General features: G+C 37.6%; 24 protein-coding genes and 1 pseudogene. 17 read left to right on the top strand and 8 right to left on the bottom strand.

Annotated elements, in window-relative coordinates:
- Positions 1–162: 162 nt before the first annotated feature.
- Positions 163–1311: a hypothetical protein gene (locus FCS21_RS14790; RefSeq protein WP_222927975.1), complete on the top strand. Its 1149-nt coding sequence runs from the start codon at positions 163–165 to the stop codon at positions 1309–1311.
- Positions 1312–1409: 98 nt separating this feature from the next.
- On the opposite strand, the pseudogene FCS21_RS14785 reads toward FCS21_RS14790, so the two are convergent.
- From FCS21_RS14785 to dmeF, 8 genes and pseudogenes are all read right to left on the bottom strand, one after another.
- Positions 1410–1707 (bottom strand): annotated as a pseudogene (locus tag FCS21_RS14785) (group II intron maturase-specific domain-containing protein); the annotation flags it as partial.
- Positions 1708–1863: 156 nt separating this feature from the next.
- Entirely contained in the window at positions 1864–3261 is a 1398-nt protein-coding gene (locus tag FCS21_RS14780) for an IS4 family transposase (protein ID WP_138624318.1), read from the bottom strand.
- Positions 3262–3326: 65 nt separating this feature from the next.
- Positions 3327–3545: a hypothetical protein gene (locus FCS21_RS14775; protein ID WP_138624317.1), complete on the bottom strand. Its 219-nt coding sequence runs from the start codon at positions 3543–3545 to the stop codon at positions 3327–3329.
- Positions 3499–4050: a DOMON domain-containing protein gene (locus tag FCS21_RS14770; protein WP_281279975.1), complete on the bottom strand. Its 552-nt coding sequence runs from the start codon at positions 4048–4050 to the stop codon at positions 3499–3501. Before FCS21_RS14770 ends, FCS21_RS14775 begins: the two co-directional genes overlap by 47 nt.
- Before the next feature lie 109 nt (positions 4051–4159).
- On the bottom strand, positions 4160–5584 hold the full coding sequence (locus FCS21_RS14765) for a sensor histidine kinase (RefSeq protein WP_138624315.1): 1425 nt from the start codon (positions 5582–5584) through the stop codon (positions 4160–4162).
- Positions 5584–6258, bottom strand: coding sequence for a response regulator transcription factor (locus FCS21_RS14760; protein ID WP_138624314.1), 675 nt, complete (start codon positions 6256–6258; stop codon positions 5584–5586). The genes FCS21_RS14765 and FCS21_RS14760 overlap by 1 nt, the downstream gene beginning before the upstream one ends.
- 144 nt (positions 6259–6402) lie before the next feature.
- Entirely contained in the window at positions 6403–6942 is a 540-nt protein-coding gene (locus FCS21_RS14755) for a manganese efflux pump MntP (RefSeq protein WP_138624313.1), read from the bottom strand.
- 34 nt (positions 6943–6976) lie between these two features.
- Complete coding sequence (gene dmeF, locus FCS21_RS14750) at positions 6977–7900, bottom strand: CDF family Co(II)/Ni(II) efflux transporter DmeF (protein WP_138624312.1); 924 nt, start codon at positions 7898–7900, stop codon at positions 6977–6979.
- Positions 7901–8028: 128 nt separating this feature from the next.
- On the opposite strand from dmeF, the gene FCS21_RS14745 reads away from it, so the two are divergent.
- From FCS21_RS14745 to FCS21_RS14675, 16 genes are all read left to right on the top strand, one after another.
- Positions 8029–8304, top strand: a complete 276-nt coding sequence (locus FCS21_RS14745; RefSeq protein ID WP_138624311.1) for a metal/formaldehyde-sensitive transcriptional repressor — start codon at positions 8029–8031, stop codon at positions 8302–8304.
- An 89-nt stretch (positions 8305–8393) separates the two neighbouring features.
- Positions 8394–8783: a BlaI/MecI/CopY family transcriptional regulator gene (locus FCS21_RS14740; protein ID WP_138624310.1), complete on the top strand. Its 390-nt coding sequence runs from the start codon at positions 8394–8396 to the stop codon at positions 8781–8783.
- On the top strand, positions 8780–9748 hold the full coding sequence (locus FCS21_RS14735) for a M56 family metallopeptidase (protein WP_138624309.1): 969 nt from the start codon (positions 8780–8782) through the stop codon (positions 9746–9748). Before FCS21_RS14740 ends, FCS21_RS14735 begins: the two co-directional genes overlap by 4 nt.
- Positions 9749–9793: 45 nt before the next feature.
- A complete protein-coding gene (locus FCS21_RS14730) occupies positions 9794–11194 on the top strand; it encodes a TolC family protein (RefSeq protein ID WP_138624308.1) in 1401 nt (466 codons plus the stop codon).
- A 2-nt stretch (positions 11195–11196) separates the two neighbouring features.
- Entirely contained in the window at positions 11197–12432 is a 1236-nt protein-coding gene (locus tag FCS21_RS14725) for an efflux RND transporter periplasmic adaptor subunit (protein WP_138624307.1), read from the top strand.
- 100 nt (positions 12433–12532) lie between these two features.
- Entirely contained in the window at positions 12533–15676 is a 3144-nt protein-coding gene (locus FCS21_RS14720) for an efflux RND transporter permease subunit (protein ID WP_138624306.1), read from the top strand.
- The gene (locus FCS21_RS14715; protein ID WP_138624305.1) at positions 15669–16367 is read left to right on the top strand and encodes a HupE/UreJ family protein; all 699 of its coding nucleotides are present in this window, start codon (positions 15669–15671) and stop codon (positions 16365–16367) included. Before FCS21_RS14720 ends, FCS21_RS14715 begins: the two co-directional genes overlap by 8 nt.
- 51 nt (positions 16368–16418) lie before the next feature.
- A complete protein-coding gene (locus FCS21_RS14710) occupies positions 16419–16970 on the top strand; it encodes a hypothetical protein (protein WP_138624304.1) in 552 nt (183 codons plus the stop codon).
- Positions 16971–17041: 71 nt separating this feature from the next.
- Positions 17042–17239, top strand: a complete 198-nt coding sequence (locus tag FCS21_RS17070; protein WP_246047284.1) for a DUF6488 family protein — start codon at positions 17042–17044, stop codon at positions 17237–17239.
- Complete coding sequence (locus tag FCS21_RS17065) at positions 17196–17375, top strand: DUF6488 family protein (RefSeq protein ID WP_246047290.1); 180 nt, start codon at positions 17196–17198, stop codon at positions 17373–17375. The genes FCS21_RS17070 and FCS21_RS17065 overlap by 44 nt, the downstream gene beginning before the upstream one ends.
- A 75-nt stretch (positions 17376–17450) precedes the next feature.
- Positions 17451–17864 (top strand): hypothetical protein, encoded by a 414-nt coding sequence (locus tag FCS21_RS14700; protein WP_138624303.1) that lies wholly within the window; start codon positions 17451–17453, stop codon positions 17862–17864.
- Positions 17865–18046: 182 nt separating this feature from the next.
- The gene (locus FCS21_RS14695) at positions 18047–18460 is read left to right on the top strand and encodes a hypothetical protein (protein ID WP_246047283.1); all 414 of its coding nucleotides are present in this window, start codon (positions 18047–18049) and stop codon (positions 18458–18460) included.
- Between the two features lie 152 nt (positions 18461–18612).
- Complete coding sequence (locus tag FCS21_RS14690) at positions 18613–19137, top strand: DUF411 domain-containing protein (protein ID WP_138624302.1); 525 nt, start codon at positions 18613–18615, stop codon at positions 19135–19137.
- Positions 19137–20606, top strand: coding sequence for a TolC family protein (locus FCS21_RS14685; RefSeq protein WP_138624301.1), 1470 nt, complete (start codon positions 19137–19139; stop codon positions 20604–20606). Before FCS21_RS14690 ends, FCS21_RS14685 begins: the two co-directional genes overlap by 1 nt.
- A gap of 2 nt (positions 20607–20608) precedes the next feature.
- Entirely contained in the window at positions 20609–22177 is a 1569-nt protein-coding gene (locus FCS21_RS14680; protein ID WP_138624300.1) for an efflux RND transporter periplasmic adaptor subunit, read from the top strand.
- 2 nt (positions 22178–22179) lie between these two features.
- Entirely contained in the window at positions 22180–25317 is a 3138-nt protein-coding gene (locus FCS21_RS14675) for an efflux RND transporter permease subunit (RefSeq protein ID WP_138624320.1), read from the top strand.

The following is a 25317-nucleotide window of genomic DNA, read 5'->3' as shown; positions in this document are numbered from 1 at the left end:
CGAAGGTGAAAGCTACCGTAAAAAACAAGCAATGAAACTAAATTCAAATACCGGCCAAGTTAATTGACGCTGACCGGACAAGTTAGTTGACGTCTGATAGCATTTACAGATACTAGTAAATCTATAGGTGAGAACCATCAAGCAATCCTCAAATTTGGTCCCTTGTTAAATCATGAAGTTAAACACTGGTACGATGCTCATTCGACGTTATGGGGGTTAAGATTTCTAAGCGATATTTACCACTGTAGAAATGATCTTCATGAAGCGGAACAAAGTGGAATATCGACAGAGCTACTGCATTTTAATCGACAGTTAGATCTGTTTGATAGAGTGCAATATATTAAACTTCCTCAATATTATTCAACGACCAATCCAAAAGCTAATAAATCTTCACCTTGGAAATATGATTATTCAGCAGGAATAATGTTTTCTAAATACGGAAAACCAACAGATAGAAATTTATTTTTTACAAGGTTTGCAAATGAAAACGGGGAATTAATTGCCAGAGTGCCTTTTAGCCTTTGTTCGCTGTTAGAATCTTCGGCTGTCGCTCAAGAGCTTAATGCCAGGGTAAGAATCATAGGTATGATCGATGATCCTGTTTCTAGAAAAATAGAAAGTGATAAATTATTAAAAGATACAATGGCAGAGTTATATAACGAGAACCTAGTTGAATACTCTGTAGTAGCGCATAAAATATCGAATGCTTTTACTCTTTCTGATGCTATAGAAGCTTATAATATTGCAGCCAAACTAACTCGCTTAATATTAAACTTACCTGATGACATAATAATGTCATTGAAACCGAGAGATATGTTACACCCCAGTTTTGAAAATTTTATTGTGCCCTATGAAAATTCATTGAAATATATTGATCATGGAGCCATTTTCTCACTTCTTGTGGACTCCCTATATAGTGAACATCAAGTAAAAGGCTTGCAGGTAACTAGTGACAACTTAGAGTCGTTATTAGATGAAATTTTCGAAAAACACCTTAATTTAACGCTTTTGGATGTGTTTGAAAGATCAAAGGATGAAGTCATTAAAATATGCTCTCCAGTTAGTTTTGATTTAGAGAAAGAATATATTAATTCATTATTTGAAGCTGGCATTAAACTTCATAATGATTTTGGTCTCATTGGTAGCCATTTTATCAATCTTGATGAAAATTTAATTCCTGACTTTGTTCTTGGTGATGGAAATTTCGTAAGCCAAAGAGGAGAGAGCCAAGAAAACTTCGAAAATAGGTATTTTCAATTGACTGGTTATTTCGATTATTTATCTGATTTTTCAAAGGCATGTATCGTTTAAAGTAGTGCATAATCGGGTAGTCAGAGGTATCTAGCCTCCAACCCCCACACCACCCTGCATGCGGCTTCGCACAGGGCGGTTCATTTAGAACCCCTAATTTAAACTTTCTGATTAGGGTAGTGAACCTTGATCCATCCTTCTCTTAGTGAATACAAACCTGCTTTAGCCAAATAGGTATTATTCAAGGCTTGTTGAATGCCCGGTGTTTTCGAACTTCGCCACGGCCCTTTACTTGTGATACCACAAGCTACGGCTGCTTGAATTTTGACTCCTCGTTTTAATAAGTTTCGTCCGCGGCTTTCGCCATTGACGCCAGTAACACATTCTTACACGACGACGCAGCCAATGATCCAATTCAACACATGCTTGATAAGCATTCGCTATGCCATAGTAGTTGTAACCAGTTCAATAGCAGCGCCAATAACAGCAGGGAGTTTTTCGCTTTGAAAGTTGGTTTTTAACTCTGCTTCAATGGCAAAGGTTATATCTCTAATATGTTTAGAGTCAAAGCTGGGGATTTGGTATCCCCCTGTGTCAGGATCTGTCTCTTGATCACATTTTCTCTATCTGCTTTTGCATGAATTTTGCTCCTTCTAAAAATTGATTTAGTGTAAACCAACCATCCCATAGAGCTTCCCAGCCAACAATTCCTGTTCCTTTGCTGTCGTACCAGCGCCCAAGCTTTGCAAGTGCATAATATGCCCAATACATTGAAGGCGGTTTTTTAGGTATGCTGCTGAGTTCTGTCTTTGTCCACATCAACTTCCACTCAAGAGGATTGAAATAATGCTCACAGCTTACTGATTTTGATTCTTTTTTATCGCCAACCAACTCTCTCAGTTGAAGTAGCCTTACGGCTATAAATGCAGTGATAACAATGACCTTTTCTAAGTTTTTTCGTTTTTGCTGCCGAAATGATTCCACTTGAGTGCCGGCTGATTTCCATGCTTTATGGAACTCTTCTACTCTCCATCTTAATTCATAATAACGGACAATTTGTAAAGCATCTGTCGCACAATTTATTGCCTCGTTTGTATACAACTTCCACGATAATGGACTCACACCTTCAGGAGGCGAAATTTCGTTACAACTAATCACTACAAGTGTGGTGCTGCCGATTTTTTTCTGTTTTTTAGGCGGGGAGATAGTGACTAACGCATAACGTACTGCAACATTAGCAATACGTGCTTTTCTGCCGCCCTTTTGTTGTATTTTAACTTCATAAAACAAGGCGCTGGACTGACGCTCTATATAAGGCGTTAGTGTATCTCCTTGGGCGTTGACTATACGCTCATGCTTTGCCCTAACAACAAAACGTTGGTGCTGCGTCATTTTATATGAAATATACTCAAACATATCTGACTCGCGATCGCACACACTAATAATACTGTCCATAACACTGGCGTATCTACGGCTCATTGTCTCAGATGAACGCTGCCATTTATAACTCTCTTTTGTTTCGTATTTTCTCCGTTTTCTATCATTTGCAGTGCCAAAATCTTCATCTTTTCGACACCAACGATACTGCTCTGCTAATCCAATAGTTTGCTCGGTTTCAGCATCAATCATCAATACTGAATGAGCTAATATGCCTTTTGATGAACTCTGCTTGTATGCACCAGTATGGCCCAATTCTTTAGTCACATTATGTCGATAACATAGCGTTGAAGTGTCTTCTAAGGCTAGCATTTTTTTTGAACGTTTCAAATCTGGTAATAGCGATGTGAAAGCCGCATCAGCAATGTCTCCAGCTTCTATTTTATCATTACGAAGAAAGCGATAAGAGCCTTCGATTGAAGCTTGTGAACCTGACGCTTTAACAATTGAACTCCCTGTATTACTTGCCATGAGGTGACTAAGCTTTACAAGTCGTCTTGTACGTCTCTCATCACCTAAATCTGCATTTGCAAATAAGTTATTCGCCCATTCTTCAGTATCTTTTATTAGCATAAGGCATTCACTCAGTTGTTGAATATAATAAAAGATCTGATCAATCGATATAGATAAAGTTCAACTTAAAGAAAATTTATTTGTGTATAAGAGACAGGTGTCAGGATAGTTGTCGCACTTAATTTTTGTCCATCACTTGGTTGCCAAAAAAATTCAGCGCCAATAGAGGCGCTGTTATCATTTTTGGTAATATCTCGATTCAATGAAAAGTAGGGAAAAAAATCGAAACTGTTTTCACTAACAACGGTGGTTGAAAATTGTTGAAAATTTTTGAAAAAAGCCATTCATTTCTTTATTTACGGGCGCTGAAGCATAAGTAGCATTACTGCTCTCATCAAAACGGCTAATATATACGCCTAATTCATTTTTTGCTTCCACACTGAATGTCATTGTGTCCCAAGGAATAAATACTTCGGCAATCCAATTATCGTTATCGATTTTAACTTGATATTCCCATTGAGCACTCCAATCTAAGTCTATTTCTCTTCCTATGTTGTAGTTACCATCAAAATAGTTACCTTGATGGTTTATAACAAAAATATAGCTTTCTTGTTCGTCATTATTGACATCAAGCATGATTTGAAAATGGTCATTAGAAAACACTTTATCGTTTTCTTGAGTACGTATTCGTAATATATTTTCTGTTGTTGCTTTTAAGCCTAAAAAAATGCCTTTTTCTGTAGTAATAACACGATATGAAAAATTATTATGGTGTTTACTTAACGTTCGAGGAAACACCTGATAGTTTGTGGTGAACACTGGCGTTGCATTCCATGCATCATCATCCAGAATACCATCAATAACTATGTCGGTACTTGTGTTATTGCATACGCGTTAGCCATAATAATTAACGTAACAAATAAACAAATTAAGACGTTAATTAGGGAACCACATCTGCTCATAATATGATGGTAAAAGTAATTCTTTGTTCAGCCTCTATGGCTACTGTCAAAGAAGCGCCAATTTTGTCACAATAAGATTGAACAATTGCTAAGCCTAGCCCATACCTTTCTTCAGATGTTCTTGATGAATCTTTCTGCCATAAGGGTTCAAAGAAAAAGCCTAAGTCTTCCTCTGAATACTCAAACTTACTGATGTTAGAAATTTTCACGATAACTTGTTTCGTGTTTAGGTAAGGTGCAACGTCAATCGCTATGGCAGTTAAATCGAGACTATAGTAAAGGGCATTATTGATAAGGTTTGCAAGTACGGTAGTGGCCGCGAATTCATTAGTATAGATAGTTTTACATTGGTCATTAATGTTAACAGTCACGTCTCGGTTCGTTTTATTTTCCAAAGTGATTATTGTGTTTAGCAACGCATCAATATTTACAGCCTTTTTTTCTAACTCAGATGTACTTGTACTTTTTTGAAGTAAAAGTATGCCATTGACTATACTTCTTAAGCGCTCTGTAATCGCAAGTACATCATTTTTATAGTTTTCTGATAACTCCTTTTCATGAGGAAATTTAATTGCTACTTCCGTTAAGTTTAATAACTCTGCAATAGGGGTTTTTAACTCATGAGCAATATCAGAGGTAATTCTTTTCTCTCTTGAATAAAGAATTTTATTTTCAATTATAAAATGATTAATGCCTTCTGCCATAGCAATGAGTTCAACAGGTAGTTTACTTGTTGATATTTTACTTAGTTTTGAATTTAAATTAATCTGTTTTAATTCAGTATTTAGTTCATCTAGTGGTTTTAATCCACGTTCAACGACATTAAAAACAATTATTCTTACTGCGATAACTGCGGAAAGCGATGTAATAATAAAAATAATATCTACAAGCCAAAGAACTTGATTTAAACCTTCGTTGCTTGTCGCATAAGCCAACTCCATAGGATGTTGAGTTTTTGCAAATACTTCTTTAGTTAAACCAAACTCTTCTCTAACCTCGCGATCTATTTGAGGAATGAATTTTGTGAAATACATTCTCCCAGAACGCCCGTCTGGTAAGGTAATATTAGTTATTGATGATTTGTGCAAAGCCACATCTAACTTAGGTAATTCATTAATATCGAAAAGTTTGAGTGTTTCTGATTTTTCAAAAACTTTGTTATCACGCCATAACTGAAAATATTCAGGATCGTTAATACCCGAAAATTCAGGCATAAATTCATCCGCAAATTCAAAATCTACTTTTTCGGGATCTTCGCTAACTAATGTTTCTAGTAAACCAGATTTAGTGATCATAGCTCTATCAAATTCATTACTGATCCAGCTATCAACACTCACATCTGTTATAAAAAAGAGAGTTACCAACAGTAATGATATGGATAAGGATATATATCGACTTAATTTTTTCTTAATAGAGCTCATTAACAACTCTCAACAAAATATCCAAAACCACGCTTAGTTTTGATTGGTAAATCATGCCCTATATCTCTAACCTTTTTCCTAGCTGTTGATAAGTGAGCCTCAATTGAATTTTTTGCTATAGCATTGTATTGACCTGCCAAGTATTCACTCAATTTCTCTGGTGATATAACTTTACCTTGATTGGTGAATAAGCATTCAACTAATTTATATTCATTCGGTGTTAAATTTGCATCAACCCCATTGCACAATAATTGTTTTAAATGAAGATCTAATGAAAATAGTCCAATATTAATTTTACTCTCGTTAATATTTAAACTCCCTCTGCGCATTAGGCAAAGTAGGCGCACATGAAGTTCATCGAATGAAAAGGGTTTTGTTAAATAGTCATCAGCCCCGTTTAATAGACCTTCAATTTTATCTTCGGTGAGATCTCGTGCTGATAGTATCAACACTTTTATATCTTTCTTGGCTTGCCTGATTGCTTTTAATATTGCAGTACCATCAACGGATGGGAGCATCAAATCAAGGATGAGTAGCGAGTAATCCCCCGCTAATACCATGCTTAATCCTTCTGAGCCATCACCTGTATCATCAACAGTAAAACCTAAATTGGTTAGCCCTATTTTTAGGCTCCGTCTAAGGGAAGTAGAGTCTTCAATAATTAATATTTTCAATATTAATCTCAATAATTAAAAAAGTATTTCTTAAGATATCATGTGAAACTTAAGAAATACTGAGTTTTTACTTAAATTATGCTGTGTCTTTTACAATTTGTTTCAAAGTTATCCTTTATTTATCTAACTCCTAAATGACTAAAACTATGTAAACAACATTTTTAACCCGATTAGTATAAGGACTATACCACCTAATAGCTCAGCCTTACTTTCTAGCCAAGTACCACTTTTAGCGCCAATAAACACGCCTATCCAGCTAAAGAATAAAGTTGTAACGCCTATTATTCCACATGCAAAAATAGGATTTACCTCAAGTAGTGTTAAAGAAAACCCTGCTGCCATTGCGTCTATACTGGTTGCTATAGCAAGTACTAGCATTATTTTATGGGTGATCTTAGCGATATCTTCTTCTATTCCAACAGATATGGATTCATAAATCATTTTACTGCCAATTAAGAGTAGCAGCAAAAAAGCAATCCAAGGTGCGTAAGCCGCTACCCAACTAGATAACCCAATACCGCCCAAATAGCCAAATAAAGGCATCACACCTTGAAACAAACCAAAATATACTCCAGCCATAATAGCCAAAGAACCCGTTCGTTTAGTGCCCTTTGATCCTAAACCTATTGATACTGCAAAAGCATCCATACTTAATGCCAATGCGAGAATTATTATGTCGAACATTTTTAAAACCTATCGTCGTAGTGGTCAATTAATTTTAACCGCGATTTACTTCAATCGAAATATGGGAAAGTTGTGGTAACAATTCGCGTAATATATGTTTATATTCATCTGAACTCATGGGTTCAACAGCAGTCACTTTAATAATTGCTGCTTGGTGACTTGTTGCTATTTTCCATACATGTAGATCATTAATAATCGTATTTTTTTTGCGTAATACCTCTGTGATTTTATCGACAGTTGATTGCTTAACTGATTTATCTAACAATATTTCACTCGAATCTTTAATGAGTCCATAAGACCATTTTGAAATGACGAGCGCACCAACAATGCCCATTAAAGGGTCCATCCAGAGTAGGCCAATATATTTCCCTACCAGCAAGGCAACAATAGCTAATAAAGACGTTAAGGTATCAGCTAATACATGGAAATAAGCGGCTTTCATATTATGATCGTGGTGTTCGTGATGATGGTGGCTGTGATCATGGTCATGTTCTCCGTGATGATGATCTTCATGTAAAATAAATACCGAGGCAAAGTTAACAATCAAGCCGATGATGGCTACAATAATGGCTTCATTAAAATGAATTGATTGTGGCGTTAATAACCGTTGAACCGATTCTATTATCATCATTAAAGCAACAATTGCCAAAGCAATTGCACTGGCAAACCCACCTAACGAATTTACCTTGCCTGTGCCAAAACTAAAGTCTTTATTATTGGCATGCTTTTTAGCGTAAGAATAGGCGAATATAGCGATAAGAAATGCAGCTGAATGAGTGCCCATATGCCAACCATCAGCAAGCAGTGCCATAGATCCCGACCAAGTACCTGCTGCTATTTCAAGCACCATAATGACGGTTGTTAACCAAAAAACAATTTTCACTTTGCTTTGATGGTGTTTACTGTCAACCCCAAAATCATGTGAGTGTTCCCACTGAATGCCACTATCATTATTCATTTATTATCCTAAATTATCGTAAAATGCTATTTAGAAATAACACCTTTTAAAAGAGGTGGATATACTATACCCTAGTATTGTATTCTTCAAGTAAGATTTTTAAGTAAAGTTATCAAGTAAGGAAATTTATGTCACATACAATAGCGGGTAAAAAAAAGCTTTTGAGTCGCGTTAGGCGGATAAAAGGGCAATCAATTGCCCTTGAGACGGCACTTGAAGGTGAGCCAAACTGTATGGCTATTTTACAGCAGGTAGCCGCCATTAAAGGCGCTGTCAATGGACTGATGAAAGAGGTATTAGAAGATCATTTAAGAGAGCATTTAGGGGCAGAAAATTTATCAAACGAGCAACGTCTGACTGAAGTTGAAGATGTTATTTCTATTCTGAAAAGTTACTTAAAATAAAAGTTTTAGCCCTAATTAATTAAAAACCGATTGCCGCTCGGTTTTTTGTGTGACATTATCAGCACACTTAACAATAGTGATTGAAATTTATGTTACTCGGTGAATTAGAAAAACAAGTTTTAGAATATTTATGGAAAAACCAGCCTGCCGATGCCAAGCAGGTATATAGCTATTTCGAAAAAAATAGAGGGGGTTCTCTTAATACCATTCAAAGCACATTAGAACGTTTAGTTAAAAAAGATTTATTATCACGAGTAAAGAACGGCCACGCTTATAAATATTTCCCGAAAGTTGCACGCCAAGAACTGATAGGTCAATTAATTAAAAATGTGACTCATGATTTTGTTGCTGAAGATGAAAATAGCATTGTCGCGGCTTTTTCTTCCATTTCATCTGATCTCGATGAGGACCAGTTGGATAAGTTAGAAGCTATGATTGAGGAACAGCGTAATAAATTACAAACAAAGGCTGATAGATGATTTTCGGTGAGTGGGCATTAGCATTAAATATATTTACGATCACAGTGCTAGCTTTTATCATTGCTAATATTTTTGTTTCGATTATTTTTTGGTCTGTAAAAAGCAATATTCAAAATTATACGGTATCTACCCGTAAATCGTTACTTTGGCTATGTGTACTTTTACCTTGGATTACTGCTTTAACCGTAACCCTATTTTTTAGCCCTATTTTTCAATCAGGGGCAATGTTTGTCTGGTTAACAGAGTTAGCTCATTGGCATCATCATGAAGTTTTTTACTTTCTAAGCTGGCATAGTATTAGCTTGATTGTTTTTTTCGGTTTCAGTATTTATATCGCGACTCAAAGCTTAGTCTTAGCTTACAAAAACCACCATCAAATAGGCCTTTTACGTACTTTAGCGACAAAAAAAAGTGAGAACGTATTGGTTATCGATTCATCGATCCCAACAGCGTTCACTGGTGGCTTAATCAAGCCATCATGTTTTGTATCTACAGGATTGATCGAGCAGCTAAACTCAGATGATGTTGAAATAATTATTCAACATGAACTTGCTCATTTGCACTATGCAGATCCACTTAAAAAATGGCTTTTTTCATTTTTTTCTGCTTATTTCACGCCTAACATTAATAAAATGTTGAAATCGCTAATGGCAATTTCCATGGAACAAGCAGCTGACTCTTTCTTTGTAAAAAATCAGCAGCAGGCACAGAATGTTGCCAGTACCTTAGTGAGGTTTACTAAGTTAGCGGCTAAATACTCCGTCCATAAACAATATAAGAATGAATTATTAGTTCATTTTTGTCGTCAATCAATTGAGCAACGAGTTCTTCAATTGCTAAGTAATACTCAGTTTAAACCCTTTCCAATGAAAGTGATTTTACTTGGAATTATACTCTTATCCGTTATATCAACGACATCAGTCGATAGTCTCCACCATGCTATTGAAACGTTATTTAATCATTAATCCTTAATAAAATAATCAATTAAAAGCTCATCAAAGGTAATAATAATGAAGCTACCTGGAAAATCATCCACAAACAAAAAACCGACTACCAATCGGTTTTTATCAAAACGTTATTTAAAGTTTAGCTCCGTATTGTTGATAGCCACTTCAACCATATCAAGTTATGTATACTCAGAAGACAGCCCTCTGAAATCGGTTGACTTATCTACGGCAATATCTCAAACAATGAGTATGCACCCAGACTTGAAAGTTTTCGCCAATCAAGCTGAAATTTATAAGGGGTATGCACAACAAGCCGGTATTCAGGTTAGACCAGAAATTGGACTTACTATTGAGGATGCAATGGGTACGGGTGATCATAGTGGCTTTAAAAGTGCGCAATCCACACTATCAATCTCATGGATTTTAGATAACTCGCTAGTAAAAAATAGAGTCGCTAACGCTAAGATTCAGGGATCAACCGTTGCATTCGCGCGAGAAATTAAAGCACTAGATTTAGCCGCACAAACAGCAAAATATTTTATCCAAGTATTGGTCAATGAAGAGCGATTAAAACTGTCAAAAATGAGCTTAAAGCAAGCGGTTCAATCATTTGAAGCAGTGACTAAACGTGTTAATGCAGGAAAGTCTTCTTTAGTGGATAAACTAAAATCACAAGCGGAAGTCGCTAAACGAGAATTAGTTGTTGAAGATTTAACCCATGAAGTAGATGCCAGTAAATATCAGTTATTGGCCCAGTGGCAAGGACAGGGGCAAAGCGAGCAACATAAAGAAACTAACATCATTGGCTCATTATTATCGTTACCTCATTTACCTTTAAGTAATAGCAGCGATGTTGATTCATTATTTACTCATCTAAAACAACTGCCTTCGGTAAGTCTTTTCGCGACAAAACAGCGAATTGCTCAGTCTGAAATTGAACTTGCTCGTATTGAAACTAAACCCCTATGGAAATTTTCTACTGGATTAAGGCGTTACGAAACAACCGATGATTTTGGTTTAGTCGCTGGGATTTCAATTCCTTTTGGTGATAGCAATCAAAATCAAGGGAAAATAAATGCGTTACGTGCCTCTCAAAGCGAATTAGAAACAGCGTCACAAGCACTCGTTCATCAATTGAATACACAGTTGTATGTGCTTATTGAACAAATGAAACACAGCCAACATGTCATTGATGCTATGACTAAAAACCTGATACCTGTGCTTGAACAAGCTTTTGTTGAGGCTGAAAAAGCTTACAAGATTGGCCGATATAGCTATACCGAGTGGACTAACACTCAAAAAGAATTATTAGATGCGCAGTCAGACTTGATTGCTGCTTATCAAAATGCCCATTTAAACAATATTGAAATAGAGCGGTTAACGGGTACATCCCTATTTGCCATTAATAAAAACGCTAATGCACCTTTTAACGCTCATTCTATTGAAAAAAATAACGAGAAATAATCATGAAATCAACATTTAAAATATTAACACTAATAAGCACACTGTGCTTTGTTAGCTTAAGTACAAGTTTCTCTAGCTTTGCCGTTTCAGAGCAAAAGGTAGAAGAAGTCGAGCCAGAAAAAGGGCCGAATCGGGGACGCATGTTGAAAAAAGATAATTTTGCCATTGAACTATCCATTTTTGAAAGGGGAGTTCCTCCTGAGTTTCGTGTGTGGGCAACGATGGATGGAAAAGTTATCGACCCTGCGAAAGTAGAACTAAATGTAAAATTGACCCGATTGGGTGATGGTGTCGATGATATTAATTTTTTTCAAGAAGGCCAGTATCTTCGTGGTGATATGGTTATCTACGAACCTCACTCATTTATTGTCTCTTTAACTGCTAAATATCAGGGAAAAAATTACAGTTGGCAATATGACAATTTTGAAGGACGAACAAGTATTGATGAAAAAATTGCAGAGGCAATGGAAATTACTACTGACGTTGTCGGGCCATCAACATTCCATCAAAGCATTGAAGTGTTTGGCAAGTTAACCTTACCAGCCGATGCTACCAGTAATGTTTATGCGCGATTTGATGGCTTGGTTAAAAAAGTTCACGTTAAGCTAGGTGATGCAATTAAGAAAGGGCAATTGTTACTCACGCTGGAAAGTAATGAAAGTTTACAATCTTATCAAGTGACATCAGCTAAAAACGGCATTGTCAGTGCGGTTAATGTGACTTCTGGTGAGCAATCTAAAGGCCGAATATTACTTGCGGTGACTAATGATGAAACCTTAGTTGCTGAGCTAGCTGTTTTTCCTTTGGATTTAGCCAAAGTTAATATTGGCGCAAAAACAACACTTAACATTAATGGTGTTGAAGAGCAGTACACAAGTAAAATTGATAGCCGAGTATTAAAAGTTAGGAATGATCAGGCGAAGCTATTTCGTGTCTTAGTAAACAATAGTGATTCCTTATTATCTGAAGGCTCTTTTGTGAGTGCAAAAATTGAAATTGGCTCATTTGATGTAGACATGGCGGTAAAGCGCAATGCATTGCAGAGCTTTCGTGATTTCACCGTGGTTTATGCCAAGGTTGGCAATGAATATGAAGTAAGGATGCTTGAATTAGGCCGCATAGTGGGTGATGAAATTGAAGTGTTAGGTGGTATATCCGTAGGCACTGAATATGTCACTGAGAATAGTTATATCCTCAAAGCAGATGTTGAAAAATCTGGCGCATCACACGATCACTAAGGGGTTCCCTTTTAATTAGCATGCTTAGCAAAAGGTTTACGGCTTAAAGACTTACTTTTAAAGCCTTACTCCTTAAAGACTTATCTTTAAAGGAAATATAATGCTCGAATATTTACTCAGATTTTCTATTCGTAGAAACTCAATTATTATGTTGGCGGTACTCGCCTTCGCTGGATTGGGCCTTTGGAACTTTACCAAGTTACCTATTGATGCTGTCCCTGATATCACCAACATTCAGGTGATGATCAACACCGAAGCCCCAGGATACACACCGCTTGAAGTAGAACAACGGGTTACTTACCCATTAGAAACTGCATTGGCAGGACTACCAGATTTAGTCAGTACACGCTCTGTTTCACGTTATGGTTTATCGCAAGTCACTGCCATTTTTAGTGATGATACGGATATTTACTTTGCCAGACAATTAGTGAATGAACGCTTAGTCTCAACAAAGTCAGATTTACCTTTTGGATTAGAGCCAGAGCTTGGACCCATAGCAACAGGGTTAGGTGAAATATTCATGTTTACCGTGGATGCTGAGCCTAATGCACGTAATGCTGAAGGGAAGTTAATAACCCCGACAGATTTAAGAACGGTTCATGACTGGATTATTCGTCCTCAGTTAATGCAAGTGGAGGGTGTGGTTGAAGTTAATCCTATTGGTGGTTTCAAACGTGAAATTCTTGTAGCCTTTGAGCCTAAAAAACTACTGGAATTTGGCCTTAATCAACAAGATATTATTCAAGCCATCGAAAATAATAATGACAATAAAGGTGCTGGGTTTATAGAAAAAAATGGCGCTCAATGGTTATTACGTATTCCCGGACAAGTAGAAAGTTTAGAGGCTATCGCTAATATTCCTGTTAGGACGACTGAAGGTAGTGTAATTCGAATTTCTGATGTCGCTAAAGTACAAGAAGGAAAAGAATTAAGAACAGGTGCAGCAACTCAAAATGGTAGAGAAGTTGTGATGAGCACGGTCTTTATGCTCATCGGGGAAAACAGTCGAAATGTTGCAAAAGCCGTTGGCTTAAGGCTAGAAGAAGTTAAAGCGAGTTTACCCATCGGTATTACCGTTACCGCTGTGTATGACCGTACTACCTTAGTTGAAAAGACACTCGATACCGTAAAGATGAACCTCTTTGAAGGTGCGCTATTAGTTATTGTCGTGTTGTTTTTATTACTAGGCAATATGAGAGCGGCATTGCTGACTGCTGCGGTTATCCCATTTGCGATGTTAATGACCGTAACGGGCATGGTACAAGTAGGTGTTAGTGCCAATTTGATGAGTTTAGGGGCGTTAGATTTTGGATTACTGGTTGATGGTGCAATTATCATCGTTGAAAACTGCTTGAGAAAGCTTAGCTCAGCTTCTGCGAATGGTCGCACCATGCCAGTTAATGAACGATTAGCACTGGTATATGAAGCGACCAAAGAAGTCATCCGTCCGGCATTATTTGGCGTATTTATTATAACTGCCGTATATTTACCTATTTTTTCGCTTACGGGTGTCGAAGGTAAAATGTTTCACCCAATGGCAATAACCGTTGTTATAGCCCTATGTTGTGCGATGTTTTTATCAGTAACTTTTGTGCCCGCAGCTATTGCTATTTTGTTCAAAGGGCCGGTTAAAGAAAAAGAAAATATCATTATAAAATCATCTTTAGCGCTTTATCGTCCTTCTTTAATGTTTGCGCTTAAAGTTCGCTGGTTTGTTGTCGTTTTCGCTGTTGGACTTGTCGGCTTAGCGGGATTTTCTGCCAATAAACTCGGTAGCGAATTTGTGCCAAACCTTGATGAAGGTGATATCGCCATGCATGCCTTGCGTATTCCTGGCACGTCATTGTCGCAAGCTGTCGCCTTACAAAAAACCTTAGAAGAAAAAATCACTCAAATGCCAGAGGTTGAACGTGTCTTTGCAAAAATTGGTACAGCCGATGTTGCAACAGATGCCGTACCACCAAGTGTTGCCGATAATTTTATTATTTTAAAACCTCGTAGCGAATGGCCAAATCCTAATAAACCTAAAGCGCAATTTGTAGAAGAATTAGCAACCGTAGTAGAGCCTATACCGGGTAATCGATATGAATTCTTACAACCAATACAAATGCGCTTTAATGAGTTGTTATCAGGGGTTCGTGCAGAGTTGGCTATCAAAGTGTTTGGCGATGACTTTGAGACGTTAAGTGCGTTAGGGAAGAGCATAAACACAGCTATTATTAATGTTGAGGGAATTGCTGATATTCAAGTAGAAAGAACGACTGGTTTACCTCTAATGACGATTAATCCAAAACTTGCCCAGCTAGCAAAATATGGAATAAGCGTGAAGCAACTACAAGATCAACTTTCAACTGCGCTAGGCGGTACGATTGCTGGCAAGTTTTATCAAGGTGATCAACGGGCAGACATTGTAGTGCGTCTTCCAGAGGAGCTAAGAACGGATGTTGATGCCTTGGCTTACTTACCCATACAGATGTTCGATAATAGTTATGTTCCATTGCAAGAAGTTGCTGAATTGGTATTGGTTGAAGGTGCAAACCAAGTTAATAGAGAAAATGGCAAACGTAGAATGGTTGTTACCGCTAACGTTCGAGGCAGAGACTTAGGCTCATTTGTTCAGGATATTCAAGCATCCATTGATAAGTCTGTTGAAATACCTGCGGGTTACTGGATTGAATATGGCGGCACCTACCAAAAGTTACAATCAGCAGCAGAGCGCCTAGCTATCGTGGTTCCTATTACGTTAGTGATGATTATTGGTCTGCTGTTCTTAGCTTTAGGCTCATTTAAAGATTCTATGATCATCTTTACTGGCGTGCCATTAGCCTTAACAGGGGGCATTTTTGCTTTACTGTTAAGAGATATACCTTTTTCAATATCAGCCGCTGTTGGCTTTATCGCTTTATCAGGCATCGCTATTTTAAATGGTTTGGTCATGGTCTCGTTTATACGTGATCTTCGACGTGACGGAGGTTCTTTAGATACGGCAATTATTGAAGGTGCATTGACAAGGTTTCGCCCCGTACTTACCACAGCGTTCGTTGCTTCATTAGGTTTTGTACCTATGGCATTGAATACGGGCATTGGCTCTGAGGTTCAACGCCCATTAGCAACAGTGGTGATCGGTGGGGTAATTTCCTCAACACTATTGACGCTATTCGTGCTACCTGCTTTATATCGTTTGCTACATCGCGAAGAAACCTCTACTGAAACAACTCATCCAAAGGAAACAGTTAATGTCTAATATCTTGCAACGTTATGGCTTGTTGAGTGTTATCGCTTTACTTGCCATATGGTTACCGATTGAAGCCTTTGCTCATGGTGTCGATGAAAGCACACGAGCATTTTTACTACAAAATATTGGCGTACAAATCATCCCATTTTTGTATATCGGTGCTAAGCATATGGTGACGGGGTACGATCATTTATTGTTCTTAGTGGGTGTGCTGTTCTTTTTATATAGAAGTCGTGATGTTTTATTGTATGTCAGCATGTTTACCTTAGGACACAGCTTAACCTTATTGTTTGGCGTGATCAGTGACATACAAGTTAATGCTTATTTAATTGATGCCATTATTGGACTATCGGTGGTTTATAAGGGCTTTGATAATTTAGGTGGTTTTAAACGACTCTTTGGAAAATCACCCAATGCTAAACTGGCTGTATTGATATTTGGACTGTTTCATGGCTTTGGTTTAGCAACCAAGTTACAAGAATTTCAACTACCAGATGATGGATTAATCGCCAATCTAATCGCTTTTAATATAGGGGTTGAATTAGGACAGTTTACTGCCTTGGCCTTTATTCTTTTAGTCATTAATTTTTGGCGTAAACACAGCAGCTTTAATCGCTTTGCGACCAATACAAATTGTTTATTGATGAGTGCCGGATTTATGTTAGTTGGCTTTCAACTAACGGGCTATTTCATTAATTAATTTATTAACTCCCTTTTTATTTTAAAAGCTAAAACTTTAAGAGCTAAAACTATGCAACAAGAAAAAGAAACATCACCACAAGCTATTACGTTAACGAATACAGCGCTGATCAAATATACGCTATTTAGTTTAGTCTTCGCAGCCGTAACGTTGTTCACCATTATATTACCTGCTGAATACAACATCGATCCATCAGGCATTGGAAATAAACTTGGCCTAACCGTTTTTCATGACGTAAAAGCAGAAACGCCTGTTTTGCAGGAAACATCAAAAAATTCAAAAAGTACAGTAGAAACAATTGAAATAATTGTGCCTGCTGGACGCGGAGTTGAATACAAATTTGTCATGGCGCAATACCAAAAGCTTGAATACGAATGGATAACGGACAGTTCAGCATTGTATTTTGATTTACATGGTGAACCCGAAGGCGACACTACGGGCTATTTTGAAAGTTATGCCATAGCAACATTAGGTGAAATGAAAGGCAGTTTTACGGCACCATTTGCTGGTTCTCATGGTTGGTATTGGAAAAACACCTCTGACTCCCCAGTCACTGTTCAACTTATTGTAAAAGGTGAATACACCAAGCATGGCCTTAAATAATTGCCATAAAAATCAGTGAATAAAGTAAAAGTACATTTGAAATTAAATTTATATAATACTTGGAGTTTATAATGAAAAAATTAATCGTAAGCTTATTTATTACACTAATGTTTAGCACTAGCTCAGCACTTGCACATGGCGAACATGGTAAAATCAGTCCTAAGGCCGCTATTCAAATTGCAATGAAAGCGACTCAACAGTTAACTTTTAAAGATTTAGGTTTTACTGTGGGGAAAGTTAAATGCAAATTGGAAAGAGCTAACCGTTGATGATTACAAATTATTTGCAGTCGAAGCTAATCGTTATGTTATCAGCGCAACTAATAAGACCAGTGCAGAAACAATTTATTTGTTAATGTCTATGTCAGGTGAAGTACTCAAGGTCAATTCGGAAGCTAAATTCTAAGCTAAATAGGGGGAACGGTATGCTCCCATATACCTATCTATCGGACCAATTCGTTATTATAGCGAGAATATAATCATGAAATGTTTTTTACCCTTTATAATAGGAGCTTCCATTGTAATATCTGGCTGCGCAGGGATTCCAATTGATATTAAAATTGTAAATCAAAATAGTTATAGGTGGCAAATTTCTGATGTGACGGCATTTAATAAAAATGGCGTTGTTAAGGTTAGTGGTCATATGAAACCATCAAAAAGTTTCGCAGCTCGAAAAGGATATATTGATATTTCAGTATTCAATTTTGAGGGTGAAGTCATTATGACGACTACTGCAACTCTGGGTCGTCGAGTAATGCGTCGAGGCGGTAATTATTTCACAGTTGATCTGCCAGAAGAACTGCCGAAAGATGCTTTAATTAAAGTGTCATTTCATAACCAATATGATGAAAAGATAACACATACCTCGTTTAAACTTGAGAAACATCCAAGCTAATGAGTATTATCATTGCACGGTAATCATCTTACATTGAGGATTGTTTAATTGACGTTATAGGCGTGGCCTAATATTTTTTGTATAAATGGCTTTGTCGTATTTCAATTATAATTTTTATTTATTGAATAAAAAAATTAATTATGTAATTATTTGAAGTAAGTATAATATTTTGTAGGTTACTCGTGGCTTTTAACTTGTCTAAAGCATTCTCTAAAGCATTAATAGTATTGCTAATATGTGTGGCCTTCATTGGTCAGACAGTGGCGTCTACTATTATGCCTTATCATATGATGAGTATGATGGAAATGAATGGTCAAGAGCAATCACAAAATATGTCAATGATGGCTCACCACAATCATAATATGGCTCCTGAGGTTTTTGCTGATTCATATAGCTCAGAAAAATCAATGGAAGATTGTTGTTCTAAAACATGTAATAGCTGCTTTACTGGTGGTTGCTCAAATATTGCTGTGTTCATGAAGGACGCCGTTGGTAGCGAACCCATCGCAGATTTATCATCTAAAATACTTTCCTGTTCTAGTTTGGCCTTAAGCCAACAACCTACCTCTTTATACCGACCTCCAATACTAAGCTAAATACAGAATAAATGTGTCCAAAATTTGGTTCATTTATATAACTATTTTCTGTATTAGGCTTTTTTGATCTCGTTTTTAAAAAATACTTTCTAACCTCATCAAAAATGACCTAATTAATTATAAAATTAATTGATATCCCTATTGGGGGGGTTATGTTTTCAAATAAACTTACTTTAAAAGTTCTATTTACTGTTGTTTTAGTACTCACACTTGCTAGTTGCTCTGACGACGAAGCAATTTCTAATGCTACTCAATCAAAAAATACTACATTGCAATCTATTGTCCTCGATGTCTATAAAAGTCCTACCTGTGGTTGTTGTAAAAAGTGGATCAGCCACATCAATGATAATGGGTTTGAATCAAAAATACATAGTTATCAAAGTTTTGCTGCTATTAAAGATAAAAAGGGCATAGCGCCTAGATATCGCTCATGCCATACCGCAATATCAAAAGATGGTTATGCTTTTGAAGGTCATGTGCCGGCAAAATTTATCCAAAAATTTATGAAAGAGAAACACGCTGAAGATGTTATCGGTTTGTCCGTACCAGCTATGCCAGTAGGTACGCCGGGGATGGAAGTTGGTGACAAGTTTCAACCATACAAAGTTCTACTTTTAAAGTCAGATGGCACGTATGAAATCTATGCCAATGTTGATTCTTATGAGGAACAGTTCTAATGAATAAGCTAAATAATAATAGCAAATTTCGCATGAAATTCGGCGCAGGAATTCTAGCTTTTACTATTTTTTCTGTTGGTGCTTCTCAGCCTCCAGCGATAAATGCCAACACTGCTTTATCTTTTGCAGAGGCGGTCAAGACAGCTCAAAAAAATGATCCTTGGTTAACGGGTAATGTTAATAAACAAAGAGCGATTGAATCAATGAGTTCTGCGGTAAATACATTACCAGATCCGAAAATGTCTATTGGTATTGCAAGTTTACCGACGAATGGTTTTGATTTTGCTCAGGAAGGGATGACACAGGCTAAGATAGGTATTTCACAAATGTTTCCTCGCGGAGATACCTTAAGTATTAAAAGCCAACAGCTCAAAATTCAAAGTGAAGCGTACCCTTATCAAAGAAGAGATAGGGAATCACAAGTAGCTGTTACTGTAGGAAGTCTGTGGTTGGATGCCTATAGAGTACAGCAAAGTATTGCATTAATTGAAAGTAATAGGTCTCTGTTTGAGCAGTTAGCGGATGTAGCTGAAGCAAGCTATTCATCAGCTTTAGGTAAAACACGTCAACAAGATATTGTTCGAGCACAACTAGAGTTGACACGTTTAGAAGATCGGTTAGATCAATTGGAACAGCAGAGAAATCGTTTTGAAGGAATGCTTTCCCAATGGTTAACAAAATTTTCTACAGGCCAATTTTCTAAGGGAAGTAGCTCTGTAGTTGAAGCGTCATTAGTTACTGACTTTTCTTTACACAATATAGTGCTTAGCCAAGAACTACCTGAAATAGACTTACTTAATCGTGATTTAGTCTCCAAAGAAAATTGGCTTCAGCCAGGAGCATTAATTGAATACTTTGCAAATCACCCCTCTGTTATCGCTGTAGAAAAAAAAGTAAATGCGATTAAAACAGGGATCAGGCTGGCGGAGCAAAAGTACAAACCTGAGTGGGGTATAAACGCAAGTTATGGCTATCGTGGGGATGATCCTATGGGCAGAAGTCGAGCGGATTTACTCTCTATTGGTGTCACGTTCGATTTACCACTTTTTACGGCAAATAGACAAGATAAAGAGGTTCAATCAGCGGTATATGAAACAGAAGCGATTAAAACAGAAAAATTATTATTACTTAGACAATTGTTAGGCTCTTACTCTAGCGCAAAAGGAAGGTTGCTTCGTTTAAAAGACAGACAAAATTTGTACAAATCAAGGTTGTTACCACAAATACATGATCAAGCTGAAGCCTCTTTAACCGCTTATACCAATGATGATGGCGATTTTTCTGAAGTAGTACGTTCTCGAATTGCGGTATTAAATGCCGAAATAGATGATCTGACTTTAAACGTAGAAGAGCAGAAAATATTGCTAGAACTTAATTACCTTTTTATCGGCAGTCTTAATTCTGCAGTCTCACATAACCAACAATATTTAGAAAATAGCAAGCAACATACTGCTATTTTGGGAGAATAATAATGAGCAAAAACCCCCTAGGAAAGCAGATTAAACCAATAGTAATAGCCATGATTATCGGCGGTATTATCACTTTTGGTGCAACTAATTTAATCGCTCCCTCCGGTAGTGATCAAGTAAATAGTATTGCATCTGATGAGAAAAAACCACTTTATTGGGTAGCGCCAATGGATGCAAACTATAAGAGAGACAAGCCGGGTAAATCGCCGATGGGGATGGATTTAGTGCCTGTTTATGATGATGGTGGCAAAGGGCCTGATGAAGGACCAGGTACAATCCGCATCTCACCCGATGTTGTCAATAACTTAGGAGTACGTACAACTATAGCAAGTTACAAGCCATTACATACCGAAATAAACACAGTGGGTTATGTTACTTACAATGAAGATAAGCTTATTCATATTCACCCGCGAGTTCAAGGGTGGATTGAGAAGCTATATGTTAAGGCTGTTGGAGATCCAGTTAAAAAGAACCAACCTTTATACGATATCTATTCTCCTGAGTTAGTCAATGCGCAAGAAGAGTTGTTGTTGGCATTAGATCGAAATAATAGTCGATTAATCACTGCCGCGGAAAATAGATTGTCAGCTCTACAGTTACCTAAATCTGCCATTGTAACACTTAAAAAAACGAGAAAAGTTGAACAGAGAATAACATTCTATTCACCACAGAATGGTGTTGTTGAAAACCTTAACATACGTGAAGGTTTTTTCGTTAAACCTGGCTCTACGTTGATGTCAATTGGAGACTTATCAGAAGTGTGGGTTGAAGCTGAGGTTTTTGAAAGGCAAGCAAACCAAGTAAAAACAGATACACAAGTCACGATGACACTTGATTATTTACCCGGTAAAACTTGGCAAGGTAAAGTGGATTATATCTATCCAACACTTGATGCTAAAACACGTACGGTGAAAGTACGTTTGCGCTTCAATAATGAAGACGGTGATTTTAAGCCTAATATGTTTGCACAAATTGCTATTCATACAACGGGGGATGAACAAGCGCTACTTATTCCAAAAGAAGCACTGATCAGAACAGGCAATCAAGACAGGGTTGTGCTTGCTCTTGGTGAAGGTAGCTTCAAATCTGTTGAGGTTGCTGTGGGTCGTTATGACAGTGAAAGTGTCGAAATACTTAAAGGGCTTAGCACTGGGGAGAAAGTTGTCAGTTCGGCACAATTTTTACTTGATTCTGAATCAAGTAAATCATCTGATTTTAAGCGTATGAATCATGGGGTTGCTCAAGAAGAAGAGTCAATGGATATGAGTAATAATACAAGCGTTTCTTCTGACACAATTTCCTCGGCCACAGTGAACGGGACAGTTGTTTCGGCAATGGTGGATCATAGAATGGTCACCATTGATCGTGAAGCCATTATAGAATGGGGACGTGCAGCTGATAGAGTTGATTTTATTGTTGATAATAATGTTGATATGACTTTATTTTATAATGATGCTTATGTGATGTTCACTTTTGAAATTCGAGATAATAATTTTATTATTGTCAGTGCGATGGCAATGACTTCACCTGATTCAGCAATGAAAAATGCTGCTAGCGATGAAGGAGAATAATGATGATAACGTCTATCATTCGTTGGTCTGTCACCAATCGGTTTTTTGTCTTACTGGCAACATTTTTACTTGTCGCTGCTGGGCTTTATTCAGTCAGTAAAACACCTATTGATGCCTTGCCTGATCTCTCCGATGTGCAAGTGATAATAAAAACCAGCTATCCAGGTCAAGCACCACAAGTGGTTGAAGATCAGGTGACTTATCCAATGACCACTGCAATGCTGTCTGTACCAGGTGCTGTTACGGTGCGAGGTTATTCATTTTTTGGCGACTCTTATGTTTATGTCATTTTTGATGAAGATACTGACCTTTATTGGGCACGTTCAAGGGTACTTGAGTATTTAAGTCAAGTTGCTCCTAATTTACCTAGCGATGCTAGACCTCAATTGGGTCCCGATGCAACAGGCGTTGGTTGGATATATTTGTACGCCCTTACCGATAAAACAGGTCAACATGATTTAAGCCAATTACGTAGTTTACAAGATTGGTTCTTAAAGTTTGAGTTACAAACAGTACCCGGCGTATCAGAAGTTTCTGCGCTTGGCGGTATGGTTAAGCAATATCAAGTGAGGGTTGATCCTGATAAGTTACGAGCCTTTGGTATTCCACTTTCACTTATTCAAACCGCTATTAAACAGGGTAATCAGGAAATAGGTGCCTCAGTGGTTGAAATGGCCGAAGCTGAATACATGGTGAGGGCTACTGGATACATCAAAAGTGTAGAGGACTTAGAAAATATTCCATTAGGGGTTAACCAGAATGGCACACCATTACTACTAAAGGATGTTGCCGATATTGGTACTGGGCCACAAATGCGTCGTGGTATTGCTGAGCTTAACGGTGAAGGTGAAACCGTTGGCGGCATCGTTGTGATGCGTTTTGGTGAAAACGCTCAAGAAGTCATAAAAAATGTAAAAGAAAAACTTGAACAGCTTAAAAAAGGACTGCCAGAAGGCGTTGAAATAGTACCTGTTTATGATCGTTCTGCATTGATAGAAAGAGCAGTTGATAACTTGGCGTATAAGCTTTTAGAAGAGTTTGGTGTGGTCGCGTTAGTTTGTATTATCTTCCTCTTTCATGTCCGTTCTTCTTTAGTGGCGATTGTCAGTTTACCGGTAGGCATTTTGACCGCTTTTATTATTATGCATATGCAAGGGCTTAACGCTAATATCATGTCATTAGGCGGTATTGCAATAGCCATTGGCGCGATGATTGATGGTGCTATCGTCATGATTGAAAACATGCATAAGCATATGGAAAAAACACCTCTAACCAATGAAAATCGTTGGCAAATTGTTACTGAGTCGGCTTCGGAAGTTGGGCCGGCATTATTCTTTAGTTTATTAATTATTACGGTTAGTTTTATTCCTGTATTTACGCTAGAAGCGCAAGAAGGAAAAATGTTTGCGCCGCTAGCATTTACCAAAACCTATGCCATGGCTGCTTCTGCTGCATTGGCAATTACCTTAGTACCTGTACTGATGGGCTACTTTATTCGAGGTAAAGTATTACCTGAGCATAAAAACCCGGTAAATAGATTCTTGACCTTTATCTACGTACCAGCTTTAAAAACGGTTTTACGTTTTCCAAAAATGACCTTAGTAGCGGCATTAGCTGTGCTTGCTATTGGGATATATCCTCTGGATAAAATTGGTAGTGAGTTCATTCCTCCGCTTGATGAAGGTGATTTGATGTATATGCCTACTACCTATCCGGGTATTTCTATTGGTCAAGCACGTCAACTTTTACAGCAAACAGACAAACTGATCAAAACGGTTCCAGAAGTAAAAACCGTGTTTGGTAAAGTAGGTCGAGCTGAAACCGCGACAGACCCTGCGCCGCTTACTATGATTGAAACGTTCATCCAACTTAAACCGCACGACCAGTGGCGAGAAGGGGTAACTACAGAAAGTTTGAAAAAAGAACTAGATGCCTTAGTGAAACTACCAGGTGTTACTAACGCTTGGGTTATGCCAATTAAGACACGTATTGATATGTTAGCAACAGGAATTAAAACACCAGTAGGAATAAAAATTGCGGGACCTAAACTAGATGTTATCCAAGACATAGGTAAGCAAATAGAGGTCCTTTTAGCCGATGTACCTGGCACCGCATCGGTTTATTCAGAACGTGTTGCTGGAGGTCGATATATAAAGGTTGATATTCAGCGAGCCAAAGCCGCTCGTTATGGGTTAAATATTGCTGAAATACAGCAAGTGGTCGCTACTGCTATTGGTGGGATGAATGTTACTCAAACGGTTGAAGGTTTAGAGCGTTACCCAGTGAGTCTGCGCTATCCTCAAGATTATCGTGACTCACCTGAACAGTTATCTTTACTACCAATAGTTACCCCTAATGGACAACGAATTTCATTAGGAGATGTTGCTAATATTGTTGTAGAAGATGGCCCACCAGGTATTAAATCTGAAAATGCACGTTTAAATGGCTGGGCTTTTGTTGATATTGAAGGCGTTGATGTCGGGACTTATGTTGAAGCTGCCCAGCAAGTGGTAACTGATAAATTAGTGCTACCTGCTGGTTACTCAATATCTTGGGCTGGACAATATGAATATATGCAACGAGCTAAAGCTAAGCTGACTTACGTAATTCCATTAACCTTATTTATTATCGTTATTTTACTTTATCTTAACTTTCGAAATGTAATTGAAGTCGCGATGATTATGGGTACTTTACCGTTAGCAATGGTTGGTAGTATATGGTTAATGTATTTAGAAGGGTATAACTTCTCTGTGGCGGTTGGTGTTGGTTTTATCGCGTTAGCGGGGGTTGCTGTAGAGATAGGCGTTATTATGCTGGTTTACTTAAATCAAGCTTACCAAAAAATGCTCAGTGAGCACCACTTAAAAAATATTGCCACGACAAAAGAAGATGTTTTACAGGCAGTTCTACATGGTGCTGGTATGCGCGTTCGCCCCGTTATGATGACAGCCGCCGCTATCATTGTGGGTTTGCTACCTATTTTATACGGTACAGGTACAGGCTCAGAAGTGATGAGCCGCATTGCGGCACCAATGGTTGGCGGTATGTTAAGTGCGGTTATTTTGACGTTACTTGTGTTACCTGTATTATTTTATTTATGGCGTTCATCATCAATAAAAAGTATAGAGTCAAAGGCATAA

Origin of the sequence: Colwellia ponticola (assembly GCF_005885605.1) — a bacterium.
GTDB classification, from domain to species: Bacteria; Pseudomonadota; Gammaproteobacteria; order Enterobacterales; family Alteromonadaceae; genus Colwellia; species Colwellia ponticola.
Note: the sequence above shows the minus strand (reverse complement) of the source record. Positions and strands in the feature narration are given on the sequence as shown.